The organism is Campylobacter concisus (genome assembly GCF_003048535.1).
Classification (GTDB): domain Bacteria; phylum Campylobacterota; class Campylobacteria; order Campylobacterales; family Campylobacteraceae; genus Campylobacter_A; species Campylobacter_A concisus_S.
In genome coordinates, this window is record NZ_PIRQ01000007.1 from 16,507 (window position 1) to 30,734 (window position 14,228).

Annotated in this window: 9 protein-coding genes; 5 read left to right on the forward strand and 4 right to left on the reverse strand. The window is 36.1% G+C overall.

Annotated features, from left to right (window positions below; all coding sequences use genetic code 11):
- Positions 1 to 36 precede the first annotated feature (36 nt).
- Together CVS93_RS07240 and CVS93_RS07245 are read left to right on the forward strand one after the other, a co-directional pair.
- Entirely contained in the window at positions 37 to 2,124 is a 2,088-nt protein-coding gene (locus CVS93_RS07240) for a dynamin family protein (protein ID WP_107687122.1), read from the forward strand.
- Positions 2,117 to 3,949: a dynamin family protein gene (locus CVS93_RS07245; protein WP_107687123.1), complete on the forward strand. Its 1,833-nt coding sequence runs from the start codon at positions 2,117 to 2,119 to the stop codon at positions 3,947 to 3,949. The genes CVS93_RS07240 and CVS93_RS07245 overlap by 8 nt, the downstream gene beginning before the upstream one ends.
- A 49-nt stretch (positions 3,950 to 3,998) precedes the next feature.
- On the opposite strand, the gene CVS93_RS07250 is transcribed toward CVS93_RS07245, so the two are convergent.
- Entirely contained in the window at positions 3,999 to 6,452 is a 2,454-nt protein-coding gene (locus tag CVS93_RS07250) for a molybdopterin-dependent oxidoreductase (RefSeq protein ID WP_107687124.1), read from the reverse strand.
- A 161-nt stretch (positions 6,453 to 6,613) separates the two neighbouring features.
- On the opposite strand from CVS93_RS07250, the gene CVS93_RS07255 reads away from it, so the two are divergent.
- Genes CVS93_RS07255 through CVS93_RS07265 form a run of 3 tightly spaced genes read left to right on the forward strand, consistent with a single transcriptional unit; the run spans position 6,614 to position 8,100 of the window.
- Positions 6,614 to 6,907, forward strand: coding sequence for a putative quinol monooxygenase (locus CVS93_RS07255; protein WP_107687125.1), 294 nt, complete (start codon positions 6,614 to 6,616; stop codon positions 6,905 to 6,907).
- Positions 6,908 to 6,940: 33 nt separating this feature from the next.
- Entirely contained in the window at positions 6,941 to 7,162 is a 222-nt protein-coding gene (locus CVS93_RS07260) for a hypothetical protein (RefSeq protein WP_021091847.1), read from the forward strand.
- A 50-nt stretch (positions 7,163 to 7,212) separates the two neighbouring features.
- Complete coding sequence (locus CVS93_RS07265) at positions 7,213 to 8,100, forward strand: hypothetical protein (RefSeq protein ID WP_107687126.1); 888 nt, start codon at positions 7,213 to 7,215, stop codon at positions 8,098 to 8,100.
- Positions 8,101 to 8,268: 168 nt separating this feature from the next.
- Here CVS93_RS07265 and CVS93_RS07270 read toward each other — a convergent pair whose 3' ends face one another.
- The 3 genes from CVS93_RS07270 to CVS93_RS07280 all read right to left on the reverse strand — a co-directional run bounded on the left by CVS93_RS07270 (position 8,269) and on the right by CVS93_RS07280 (position 13,945).
- Positions 8,269 to 11,007, reverse strand: coding sequence for a M16 family metallopeptidase (locus CVS93_RS07270; RefSeq protein WP_107687127.1), 2,739 nt, complete (start codon positions 11,005 to 11,007; stop codon positions 8,269 to 8,271).
- Between the two features lie 74 nt (positions 11,008 to 11,081).
- Positions 11,082 to 11,798: a transporter substrate-binding domain-containing protein gene (locus CVS93_RS07275; RefSeq protein WP_107687128.1), complete on the reverse strand. Its 717-nt coding sequence runs from the start codon at positions 11,796 to 11,798 to the stop codon at positions 11,082 to 11,084.
- Positions 11,799 to 11,992: 194 nt separating this feature from the next.
- Positions 11,993 to 13,945, reverse strand: coding sequence for a methyl-accepting chemotaxis protein (locus tag CVS93_RS07280; protein WP_107687129.1), 1,953 nt, complete (start codon positions 13,943 to 13,945; stop codon positions 11,993 to 11,995).
- Between the last annotated feature and the right edge of the window lie 283 nt (positions 13,946 to 14,228).

The window sequence follows — 14,228 nt, forward strand, 5'->3', positions numbered from 1 at the left end:
AATAAAATCTAAAAAATTTCAAAAAAAGAATCTTTAATGGACGAGTTTTTAAATCACGCTTGGCATTTAAATAAAATTTATGCCAACACTGATGCAAGCGTACCTTTTTACCCAGATCTACTGGCGCTTCTTTTATCTTGTGATGAGAAAAATTTAGATGAGTTTATGGCTCTTGCTGAGTTTAGAACTATCTTAAAAAAGCTAGGCGTTGGACTTGATATCTTTAGCATACAAAGTGCTCAGCTAGCCACACTAAAAGCACTAAATGAAGCAAAAATTTCAAGCGATGAACTCGTAACCTACTTACAAAAGCTACGTGATGAAAAGATAATTGGCCATGAAAAATTTGATTTTTTAATAAAATTTATAAGCAAAAACTCAAATCAAAATAAAGCTGAAAATTCTAATGTAAAGCCAAAAGATCACTTTCACAAGAGCTTGGATTTTCTAAATGAGATAAATGAAAAAGCAAGCATGCTTGGTGAAGATAAAGAATTTTTACTAGCTTTGAAAAATGCCAAGAAAAGATCAAACGAAACGCTTTTTAACATCGCAGTAAGTGGCGTCATAAACTCTGGCAAATCAACCCTTTTAAATGCACTTTTAAACAAATCCATCCTTGGCACTTCAAATGTGCCTGAGACCATAAATTTAACCATCTTAAAGCACGCATCAAATAGCCATGCAAAGGTAAATTTTTATAGCCCAGACGAGCTAGAAAAGCTTGGACTTTCAAGCGAAAATTTACCAGCCAGTAGCGTAGAGATCAGCCTAGATGAGATCAAAAACTATACATCTTCAAGCTCAAAAACGGCAAATCTCGTAAAAAGCGTTGAGCTTTATGATGACTTGGAGCTTTTAAGAGATAATGTCTGCATTATAGACACTCCTGGCATAGATGATGCGATCGTTTTAAGAGAGCAAATAACTACAAATTTTATGAAAGAGTGCGACCTTTTGGCTCATCTCATGAATGCTTCGCAAAGTGCAACGCAAAAAGACGCACTATTTTTGAAAAAATGCCTTGAAAACTCGCACATCGTAAGAGTTGCTATCGTGCTAACTCACGCTGACGAGTTGGACGCAAAGGATATTAATGAAACGCTTAACTACGTAAAAAAGGCGATCGGCGAGCAGATAAATGATATTAAGATAGATTATTTTGCCCTTAGCGCGAAAGCTTATCTTGATGGCGCTTTAAATAGTGGCGTGCCGGAGTTTAAAGAGTATCTTTATGATGTACTTTTTGGTAAAGACTCTAAAAAATCAGCTCTAATTTTAAGCTCATATCAAAAAGAATTGCAAAATATTTTAAAAACAAAACTCGAAGCCACAAAGGCTGAAATTTTGGAGCTTAAGGCATTTGGTTTAGAGCTAGAAGCTTTGCAAAACGAGCAAGCAAATATCAAAAATTCTCTTAATGAAAATTTCACAAAACTTGAAAAGCTTTTAGAAAGCGAGCTAAAAAAACTCGATGATAAAAATGCAAAAGATATCTATAAAATGGGGCTTGAAGCACTACTACAAAATTTAAATGAAAAGCTTAAGAGCGAGATCGCTTACTGTAAAAGCAAAAGAGAAAATTTAAATCTAAAACGTCTTACACAAATAGCAAAAACTACACTTTGTGACGGAGTTGCGGCACTCATGAGAGAGGCCAGAAATGAAACTTTAGTGCAGACAAAGTCATGCGAGCAAAATATCGCTTTAAGTTTTGATGGCTTTAGTGTGAGTGAAAATAAAATTTTTAGTATAAATGACTTTTTAAAGCAAATGGGCGTAGAGCTTGATTTTGGTGAGCTTTTAGATGAGCTTGAGGCTAAAATTTTAAATAAAAATGAGCCAGATGAGGCACTTTTAGGCTTAAGACAAAATTTACTTAACAATAAAAGCATATCGCAGTTTTGTGAGACACTAGCAGAACATGAAAAAAAGCTACTAAAAGAGCGAGTAAAGGCTTATGAGATGAGCCAAAAAGAGGCTTTAAGCCAAAGACTTTTAGTGCTCAATGAAAAACTTAATGAGCTAAATTTACAAAATCAAAGCTCAATTTCAAAGCTTAAGCAAAAGGCCTCCTTGCAAGATGAAATTTGCTCACTTTTAGAGGATATAAAAAATGTTTAATGAGTTTATAAATGCCTACAAAGCGAGATATTTTAAGGTTTTTACAAATGATTTTAAGGGCGAGCTAGCTAGGTTTGTAAATGACCTAAACGATCCTAGCTTGCATATAAGCGAGCAGATAAAAGAGAGCTTAAATTTACTAATAGACACTCTAAATGAACCACCGCTAATAGCTGTTATCGGTCAATTTTCAAGTGGAAAATCAACGTTTTTAAACGCACTTCTTGGTCAAGATATCTTGCCATCAGGACTAACTCCAGTCACCGCAAAGGCTGTGAGGCTAAAATTTGCAAAGATACCACTTCTAAGCGTAAAATTTATAAATGGTAGCGAAAGCCTGTTAGCAAGTAGCGATCTAGCCGAGCTAAATAAGCTAGGCGAGCAAGTTTCTGGTATGACGCTTTATGCGCCAAGTGAGATTTTAAAAGAGATAAATTTCATCGACACTCCTGGCCTAAACTCGCTAAGAGATGCTGATACAAAAGAGACAAAAAATACGCTAAAAAAGGTTAGTGGTGCGATATGGCTAAGCCTTGCAAATAACGCCGCAAAGGCAAGCGAGCTTGAAAGTATCAAAGAAATTTTAAAAGCCAATGATCTAAAAGCGATCTGCCTAATCAACCAAAAAGACAAGCTAAGTGAGGAGGAGCTTGAAAGTTTACTAAAACACGCTGGGCAAACTTATGGCGAGCTTTTTGAGGATATCATCGCTATCTCGTCAAAGCAAGCTCTTCTTGGCATTACAAATAATGACAAAGGCTTACTTGAAGTTTCAAATTTTAACGAAGCTCTAAAGGCTATTAAAGAATACTTTTTAGACAAGAGCTTTAAAGAAAATTTCATAAAAGCAAGGGCAAAAAAGATCGTAAAACTCCTAACCAACGAGCAAGAAAAACATCTAGAAATTTATGATAATGCGCGGTTGATTTTAGATGAATTTAGTGGCTCATTAGATGAGAGGCTAGAGGCGATAAAAGAGGAGTTTAAACCAAAGATCGCTTTAAGTTATAGTCAAATGAGTGAAGTTATAAAACTTGCTGCCGATGAGGTATTTAAGCTACTTAAACCATTTTCAAAGACAAAATTTAACGCTTCAAAGACGCTTTTAAACAAAGAAATTTATAAGCGTGAAAATTTTGAGGTAATAAGTCTTGATAGCGACGAAGTCTTTTCAAAACTTATCTACGAAGATGTGGTTTTTAATAAATTTTTTAAACGCTACAAAAAAGATTTAAAAGAGCTAGAAAATGCAATAACCTCAGCGTTTAATGAGCTTTATAAAAATTTAGAGGATAAATTTTTAATATACAAATCTTGCTATGAAAATTACGCTAGCTTTAATGATCAAGTCTTGGCTTACGAAACAAAATCCATAAATACATATGCCGGACGGACATATGAAAATTTTTTAAGAGAGTATGAAACGGCTAAATTTAAGGCCATACAAAAGGTCTCTTTGTTTTTTGAAAAGCTTGATATAAAACTAGCCTCAAACTATGAAAACGCGCTCAAACTCGCGGTTTATTTTATAAAACAAAAGATAGAAAAGACGCTAGAGTCGCACCTGCAGATGAATACGCCACTTTATATTCCAAGCGCAAAAGACGTCTATGAGCGCATGCTTGATGCGTTTAGCCTTTATGAGTTTGAAGCTTTAATGTGCTCAAACAGCTCGTTTTTAAATAAAATTTTGCTTGATATAAAAAGCGATTTTAATGAAATTTATACTTTAAAAATAGCAATGCTTGATGGCTTAAAAGCAAGAGTTAAAGAGCAAATTTCAAAGATCGAAGAGCTTTGTGAAAACTCATTGCTATTAAGATAAATAAAATTTTTAAAGCTTAGAAGCTATCCATTTAAGGATAGCTTTTATTTTATGAGTGTATTATGCCAATCTTTGGTGCGTCAAATGCAGTTACGCGCTTTGGCACGCCTTTAAATTTCTCGACATCCACAAGGCTTGTGTGAGCGGTGTTGCTCTGGCTCATCTCGCTTGATGGCACGTCTTTTGTGAGCACATTTAAATTTCCGTGCAAACAAAGGCTCTTTTCGCCCGGTTTTTCAGGGTCATACCATGCACCTTCGCTTACTATTACGACATTTTGTGGCACATCTTCGGTCACAAATGCACCACACAGAATTTCGCCTCTATCATTAAACACACGCACTACGTCGCCCATTTTTATCCCTCTAGCCTCAGCTGTTTTTGGATTTATAAGCACTGGCTCGCGCTCTGCGATCTCGTTAAAGTTGCGAAGCACGGAGTTATTTAGCTGTGAGTGAAGCCTAAATTTAGAGTGCGCGCCGCTAATTGCGATAGGATATTTTTTGTTTTTTGCACCCAGCCACTCAAATGGCTCAAGCCAAGCTGCATGCGGTGGGCAGTCATCATAGCCAAAGCCAGCAACCGTCTCAGAGTAAATTTCTATCTTGCCAGATGGCGTTTTTAACGGATTTGCCACTGGATCGTCGCGGAATTTCTTATAGTTTGTAAAGTAACGTTTTTTCTCATCGATCTTGTCAAATCTAAAATATCCCTTCTCCCAAAATTCCTCAAAACTTGGCATACTCTCATACCCAAGCTCGGCAGCCTTTTTAACGGCATCTTCATATATTGTCTTGACCCACTCTAGCTCGCTTTTGCCCTCGCTAAATGCCTCTTCCCTGCCCCACTCTTTTGCAATCAGTCTTGCGATCTCGAAGTCACTCTTACTCTCACCAAATGGCTTAACAAGTGGCTTCATCGCAAATAGATACTCGCTAGTTGAATTTGCCATTTCAATGTCTGTTCGCTCGTACTCAAGTGCAGCTGGCAAGACTATATCGCTAAATTTAGCTGTACTTGTCCAAAACGGCTCGCAAGTGATGATAGCATTGACATTTCGCATAGCTTTTATCGCTCTATTTGCGTCAGGATGCCTTGTGAAAGTCGAGCCATTTGCGTTAAACATCACTCTAATCTTTGGCAATTTGTAGCTCTTGCCATTTCTTGTTATCTCCTTGCCTGGCTTAAGAAGTGCGTCTATTAGCCTTGAGTTTGGCATGTCATAGCCCTTTGTCTTTGGTACCAGCCCGCTATCAATAAATTTTTGAGGTACCTTTGTCTCAAACGCCGCTAGTTTAGGCGCTATGAAGCTCTCATCAGCATTTTTGTGCATGCCGTCATTTGTGACAAAACCACAACCCTCTTTGCCGATGTGTCCAAGCATCGCATTTAGCGTCACAAGCGCCCAGTATGCCATCTCACCGTGATCTTGCCTTTGTATGGCATAGCCACTAATTATCACTGAGTCGTTTTTGACTAGATCCTCGCTAAATTTAGCTAGATCTTTCTCGCTCACACCACAAATTTTGCTAGCCCAAGCTAAATTTTTATTGACCCCGTCTTTTGTGCCGAGCATATACTCTTTAAATTTATCAAAGCCAACTGTGTATTTTTCTATAAATTCTTTGCTGTAAAGCCCCTTTTCAAAAAGGTAGTTACACATACCTATCATCATCGCCGTATCGGTGCAAGGCACGACTTCAAGGTATTTTGAGTCAAAGTATTTTGCGCTATCGTTGTGATAAACGTCAACGCTATAAATTTTCATCTCGCCGCTCTCGCCTTTTTTTCTGATCTCATCATAGTATTTATATGAGTTGTGAAGCGGCACGCCAATGGCGATCTTGTTTGAAACGACTGGGTTTGTGCCCCAAAATACGATCGTTTTGGCGTTTTTTAAGATAGCCTCCCACTTTGTTGGCACTAGCGCAGGATCGACAAAGCCAGTGACGTGAGGCATAATGACAGTCGCTGCGCCGTATGAGTAGCCACCTAGCTCATTTACGTAGCCACCAAGCACATTAAGTAGCCTTTTTGCGGTCTTTTGGCTGTGGCCAACTTTGCCAAGGCTACCCCACTGATAAACCTGTCCGTAGATCGCTTCAGCACCGTATTTATCAAAATTTTCTTTTAAAATTTTTGCACTTAGCTTTATGGCCTCGTCCCAGCTCACACGCACAAATTCTTCTTTACCACGAAGCTCTGGTTTTGGGTTGTTTGGATTGGCTAAAAAGCTCTTTCTAACAAATGGATATTTTACTCTGCTCTCGTTTTGGATGTAGTCAATGACTGCGTTATTTAGCTCGTTTGGATAAGCATCGCCCTCAAATGGCACGGTCTCAACCACGCGCCCTGCGATAGTTCTTACGTAAAATGGGCCAAATTTATTTGCGCTTAGTCCGCTTTGTTTGTCAAATAACGCTTGCTCTGCGCTTCCAAGCTCTTTTGCTTGAAGGCTAGCCGCGCCTAATGCGCTTAATCTTAAAAAGTCTCGTCTTTTCATTTTCTCTCCGATTTTGGTTAAATTTATTGTTTTTGATTGGTTTTAGAAATTATAAATTTAGGGTTTTGTATCATTTCATCGTTTAAAGGCCTTGTAATGTAATACGCAAACTTGCATCTAAATTGTGCTATTTTAGCCAAAAATTTTTAAAGGATGGGCAGATGATTGGATTTTATGTAAACTTAAAAATTAAAGCTGGTTTTGAAGCAAAATTTGAAGAAATTTTAAAAGAGATCGTGCCAGCTTCAAGGAAAGATAAAGGCTGCATAAGCTACGAGTGCGGCATGATTGTGGGCGGTAAAAATGAATACTGCTTTATGGAAATTTGGGAAGATCTTGCAAGCCAAAAAGAGCATATGAAAAGCGTTCATATGGTGAAAAACGCAGCTGCGCTGGAGGCTTGCAAAGAGAGCCAAGAGGTAAAAATAGTAAATTTTGTAAGCGTAAAGGAATAATATTTGCTTTAAAAAGGGCAAAATCCACAAAAAATGAGCGAAGAAAAAATGCTTGAGATGATAAATGCGACTGCCGATATTATATTTATGGCCGTACTTAGGGGGCGAGTGAGCTTTGAGGCTTGCAAAAAAGATAGAGAATTTATTGACTCTTTAAGAGAAGAGCTACTTGGCAAAAATCCAAATAAATTTAAAATCGCCCAAAACTCATACCAAATGATCGCCATTTTTGAAAAATACCGCAATAAAAAATAATCCACTTAAAATTTAAATCTGTTTGCCGATATTGTGTTAAAGGATTTGACATGATAAACGCACTAAATGGATTTAATCAAAGCTTTAACTACCAAGACGCTTTTAGTAAGCGCCAAGCCACAAACACAAATTTAAACAAAGTAGAAATTCCCACCAAAACTGCGGACATCAAGCATCTACCGCTCTCTGGCTACTCATCAAATGATAAAATTTCTATCTGGGGCAAGATAAATGGCCTTGATAGCGGAGCGAGCAAAGATGAAATCTCTAGCCTTAAAAATTTCGTTGATAGCACGAAGCTTTGGCGAGCAAGCTACATTCTAACTAGCGAGAAAAACGGCTTTAGCGTAGATGAGTTCATCAAAAATCACAAAATGAGCATAAACAATAAAATAATCAATAATGCTTTTGGTGCTCTTTATCTAAGCCGTGAGGCTACAAATTTACTAGACTCTGATCTAAGTATCGATGAGTTTAAAGATAAATGGCTGGAATTTACCGCCGAAAGGATACTTGGCGAGCACGCAAATGTAAAAATTTCTTTTAAAGATGGGGCTTTACATTACGAACAAAGCTCGGATAAAAAACGTATAGAATTTTTGGGTCAGCCTATGTTGCACCGCGTAAGCTACGCTGATAAAAATAGCAAAGATGAGTTTTTAAAATTTTTAAAAACAAGTTATCAAAAGGGCGAGAGCATCGCTGATGTGCTTCAAAATATCGCTCTTACGCCAGTTAGAGAAAATGGCGATGAAGAGATGGAAGAAGAGAAATTTAAGCCTACGCAAGTTACCAAAAAGAGCGTAACTTACACAGATAAAGATATAAAACGTGATTTTTTTGAGGAATTTATCAGGCGCGAGGTCGAAAATGGAGCGAGCTTTGATGAACTAGTACAAAAGCTAAACAAAATAAAGCCAAAGGATATCCTCGCTTAGCTTTGGCCTTATGTTTAAATTTCTAGGGGCTGGCTTAGCTCTTTAAATTCTACTTAGATTTGAATTTAAAGAGCTAATTAGCCAACTAATTTAAAAAGCTAGCTTATCTTAATAAATTTTTACTCGCGTTTAAATTTTAAGAGCCAGCCAGCTTGACTCTTAAAATTTCTACTTTGGATTATTTATACTTATCACCATATTTTTCTCATCAAGATATAGTCTAGCAGCCTCTTTGATGTCGTCATTTGTGATGGCTTTGACCGCATCTATGTACTCCTCAGCCGTATAAAGTGGCGTGTTAAAAATTTTATTTGAGATGATGAGCTTTTGCCAAAACTCAGGCTTTTCGTAATCTTTTTTTATAGAAATTTCACTCTGTGCCTTAAAATCCTCCAAATGCTTTGGCAAGATCGCGCCACTACTCTTGATGCTAGCTATTATCTGCTTTATCTCAGTGATAATCTTGTCCGTGTTTGCAGGATCGCAAGTAAAGCTAATTAGCATATCTGAATGCTCAAAAGGATAGCGTGAGAGCTTGGCATTTAGACTAAAGCCGTATGTCTGCCCCTTATCTTCTCTGATTTTTTCTCGAAGCGCCGTTTTTAAAATTTCACTTAATGCCCTTAGTTTAATCGCTCCTTCAAAGCTATATTTAGCGTCAGAATTTATGATATTTATGCCAACATCGCTTCTTTTTGTGCTTTGATACTCCCTTTTAAAGGTGTGCTGACCCTTGATACTTCGCACGCCATCATCTTTAAACTCTTCAGCTTCACCAAGCTTTGGCAAAGTGGCGATATACTTTTTAACAAGCAGCAAAAGCCTCTCTTCGTCGGTATCGCCGATGATTACAAAAGTATATGAGGCTGCGTTTGTAAATTTATCTTTGATGATCTCTTTTAGCTCATTTAGCTTTAACGCATCGATCTGAGCCATCTCAAGCGGCGCGACACGTTTATTGTTTTCATAAAAAAACTTGCTAAATTCGGTGCTAAATTTATATTCAGGCAAATTTTGCTCTTTGCTTAGCTCATCTTTTGCTCTTTGCTTTATCCTCTCAAGCACGTTTGCATCGGCTTTTGGAGCGTTAAATTCTAAATTTATAACAGCTAGCAGCGAGCTAAGATCGCTTGTGCTTGATGAGCCATAAAATCCTTGCGTAAGACCCTCAATATTCTTTTGATAGCTTACGATCTTGCCATTTAAAATTTTTGATAACTCATAGTTATTAAATTTACCAACACCGCTTTCATTTGTGAGTGCCACTGCAAAGCTGCCAAGCTTTGGATCAGCCAAATTTGATGTGCCTCCTTTGCTGACGGCTGCAAACAAAACGCTATCTTTTTTAGTAGCTAGTGGCTTAAAGATAACTTGCGAGCCATTTTGCATTTTATAGGTATAAATTCCATTTTTTTCATCAAAGCTTCTTGAGCTTATCTCTTTTGGCTCTAAATTTTCATTGCCTAGGCTCTTATCGTTGTTATTAGCAGATAGGTTTGTGTTATAAGCAGGCGCCTTGGCAAAAAGCTTTAAAAACTCATCTTTGCTAAGCCTATAACTATCTTTGCTAAAAATTCTTACACGCTCATCAAAAATGGCCAAAATTTGTCTAAATCTAGCATTCACGTCAGCTAGCGTAATCTCGTTTAATAGCTTTAAACTAAGCTCTTTGTCGTCTTCGTCGCTTAACACAAAGCCACCATTTTCTATCATATTTAAAATTTGTCCTGCGTAAGCACTTGATTTTTTAGTCTTTGAGCGTTTAAATTTTGCATCTACATTTACTGCAAACGCCTTTTTTACATCTTCGAAATCTTCTTTATTAAAGCCAAACTCTTTAATGCCTTTTATAACGCCAAGCATATCTTTAAGGCTTGCGTTAAAATCGCCTCCAAGTACATTTGTTTCAAAACTATAAATTTTCTGCTTTGCTTGAAGTGTTTGAGCTATAAAATCAGTACTTAAATTCGATGAATTATCTGCATTTTTTTGCTCATAAAGCATATTTATTAGGCTTGCGATAAGTGCGTCTTCTAAATTTCTCTTTGCGTCAGCCTCATTTAAAACTGGGCTAAATTTATCAAAATAGCTAAGTCTAACTAGCTCCATTCCAGTTTCATTCGAGTCATAATTAAAAATATTTAAACCGCTTTTAAAGCTGATATTTTTTTCTGGATGAATGTAAGAATTTGTATTTTTTGCTTGGCTAAAGCTTTTTTCGATTAAGCTTTTTATCTCATTTTTGTCAAAGTCGCCAACGGCTACAAAGCTCATAAATCTTGGCTGATAAAGCCTCTCGTAAAATTCTTGCATGTGCTTAGCATCTACACTTTTGATGACATTCATGTCGCCTATTGGCACTCTTTTTAGATAGATACTGCCCTCAAAAATATCCTTTGTTTGAGCCAAATAAAGCCTATATCCTGGCGTATTTCTCTGACGCTCCTCTTCCATTATGACGCCACGCTCCTTATTAAGCTCCTTAGGATCGATTTTAACGCCATCTATCCAATTCGAAAAGACTTTAAACGTATCTTGTAAATTTTTCTCATTTACATTAATCGTTAAGACATAACTCGTCTGATCGTAGCTCGTCTGCGCGTTTAGATCGGCTCCAAATTTCACACCAAGGCTCTCAAGCTGTTTAATGAGCTCATTTTTACTAAAGTCACGGCTGCCATTAAACGCCATGTGCTCCAAAAAGTGAGCAAGACCTTGCTCGCCATCTTTTTCATCAGTTGAACCAGAATTTATAACAAGATAAAAAATAGCTGTTTTTTGTGGAAATTTATTCTCTTTGATATAGTATTTTAGCCCGTTTTTTAGCTCTCCATTTAACATATCTTTATCGTTTTGAAGTGCAAAAAGACCCATTGCTAGACAAAAAAGCAACAAAATTTTTCTCATTATTTTCCTTTTAAATTTTAATCGATAGACAAAGCAGAATTTAGCATAAGCCTGCAAATTTGCAGGCTAGAAGATTATTTTAGATCGTATTTTTTAAGTAAAGCTTCGTAGCTTCCGTCTTTTTTCATGTCATCTAAAATTTGATTTATTTTCTCTATTAACGCACTCTCTTTTCCTTTATCAAAAGCTATTGAAAAGCCCTCGCTGCCATCAACTTCTTTGAAAAATGCTTCAAGTTCTGGATTTTTCTTAATAAAGCCATATCCGATAGAGCTATCAAGGATGACTGCGTCAAATTTGCCAACTTTTAATCCCATGATAAGTGGCACAGTATCCTCTGAAGGCACTACTTTTACGCCATTTATTGCATTTGCTGCTAGCTCTTGGACGGTGCCTTGTTGCACGCCAACTCTTTTGCCAGCTAACTCTTCTTTAGCTTTTAGTGCGTCATTACCTTTTTTCTTTAGGTAGAGGTTTTCAGTTAGATAGTATGGCTTTGTAAAATTGATTGATTTTAATCTATCTGAAGTCGCACTCATCGCACTTATTATGCCATTTATTTTGCCAGCTTTAAGTGCTGGGATAAGGCCGTCAAAACTCATATTTATGATCTTATATGAAAAGCCTGCACGCTTTGAAATTTCATCGATCAGCTTGATATCAAAGCCTGTTATTTTGTTATTTTCATCGATATATTCAAATGGCGGATAGTTCGCCGCTGTGCCAAATTTTAGCTCATTTGCACAAAGAGCAACAAAAGCTGTGAGTAAAAGAGCAAAGATCTTTTTCATAATAGTGTCCTTTAAGGTGATTTAGTGGCTTAATTATCAGTATTTCTCTATTAAAAATTGTTTAAATCCGTAATAAAAGAAAAATGCTATAAATAATCGTATAGCAAAGTAGCATATAAATTTTTATAAATAAGTTCTATCCCTTAATTATCTTAAGGGATAGAATAATAGGAGCTCTAAGAGTAAGTCAAAGATTAAAATTTACTTTTTCTAACTTCGTTTACTATTGCCTTAGCCATGTCGTCAACATCAGATGTTACTTCATTTGCCTTATTGACAATTACTACATTTTCTTTTGTAAGTGTGTCTATTTGAGCAACTGATTGATTTATCATATTAATTCCTTCACTTTGCTCTTTTATAGACTCACTCATTTCATTGATTGATTGAGCTAGTACGTTTGTATTTGCTTCGATCTCTGTTAGAGATTTTTGAGTTCTCTCTGCTAGTTTTCTAACCTCATCTGCAACAACCGCAAAGCCTCTGCCGTGCTCTCCTGCACGTGCTGCTTCTATTGCGGCATTAAGGGCTAGTAGGTTTGTTTGATCAGCTATATCTCTAATAATAGTTATGATGTTTTTAATCTCATCACTTTGTCTAATAACATCAGATGTTTTTTGAGATATTGCATTCATTGAGCTTGACATTTGCTCTACTGCAGCAGCAGATTCTTGAAGTGAGCTTGCTTGTACATTTGCACCTTGAGTTAGTTCTTTCATTGACTGACTTAAAGCCTCAGCCTTTTCTTCTAACACATGAGCTTGATCTAAATTTGCCCTTAACATCTTGGCTATCTCTTCACCAAGAGCGTTTATGCCAACCGCCATCTTGCCATCATCTTCAAGCCTTTTAGTAAAGTCTTGTTTTTTAAAGCTTTCTAGTAGATTTAACACGTCATCACCATTTTCCGCAATAGCATGTTTTAGTGCGATTTGTAAGTCTTTGAAAGTTTGTTTTAGCTGGCTAAGTGCAGGATTTGAAGTATCTGCGTTAAGCTGAGCTACGTAGTTACCTTTGCCGATTTGATTTACAAAAGTATTTGCTTCTTTAATGAAATTATTTTGTTCAGATAAATTTGCCTCGATTTGTTTGATATTCTCATTTATCAGTGCACTCATCTGTCCGATCTCGTCGCTACCACTACGATCTAAAAATTCAGCCTTATTAGATTTATAATTTAAGAAGTCAAAAAATCTAACTAAGCCATTTTTAGTCTGATCTATGCCAGAGATCAAATTTTTACCTATCAATGTAGATACTAGCAACATAAGCAAAATACAAATCGCAATCACTATTGAGCTAAAAATAAGTTGTGTATTTGCCTCACTTTTTATGTGTTGTGCATCTTTTTGCATACTATCAAGTAGTTTAAGCTCAAGCTCTCTCATCGCATCTATTGAAATGCTTATCTTTGAAAACCAGCTCGCTGCATCATAAGATACATCTTCGGTAGCAACTACATTTTTAATAATATTTATAGCATCTATAAAATCTGCCTTTTTTCTAGCGATGGCATCAAATTCATCACTAAATTCTTTTGGGTTATAATCGTCAAAATCCTGCATAAATTTATTTATGACGCTATTTAGTGCAACTACTTTATTGTAGTCCTCTTTGCTTATGCTCTTTTTAGTAAAAACCCCATTTAAAGCAGCACGCAAAATACCAAAAGACTCTTTTATCTCACCAACAATAATGATACGCTTTAGATCATCTACCAAGCTAGGCTCGAGCTTATCACTATATCCATTTATAGCAATAACCTCTTTTCTTAAAATTTTTGTTATACGACTAATTAGATCATTGCCACTTTTTTGATCTACATTTGAGCGGATACTATTTATCTCTGAAACTATTTCATTTTTCTCCTCAAGCTTATCAAGCGCAGCATCTACTTTTTTACGTTGCTCTAATAAATTTTTATTATCCCCTCCTGCTAACACACCTGAGCTAAATCCGCGTTCTTTTTGCATTTCATGGATAAAATTATTTTGATTTATTATTGTATCCACGATTTTCTCACTAAACTCTGCTTTTGAGCGAGTCTTTAAGATACCATTTAGCATGTATGCACTCATGATACCAAGGCCAATAAGACTGACGATAACTATCGCCATAATCTTAGATTTAATACCTAAATTATTCATTTTCTCTCCTTTTAGTTTTTCTTAATATCTGCTTCAAAAAATAAAGTCATACGACTTTAATACTTAAAATTTTACCAACAAAAAATACTTTTGGTTATTTTTATAAAAAATATCAATTAACGCATTTATGTAAAATTTTAATTTATATTTAGCTTTATTAAATAGTAGGAATTTTTTAACAAAATTGTGATACATGCAAATAGAAAATAGCACATTTAAAATAAATGCCGTTCTCATCCTGAGAAGCTCCATTTTTTCTCCTTGAAAATAGTTAAGTTATTTT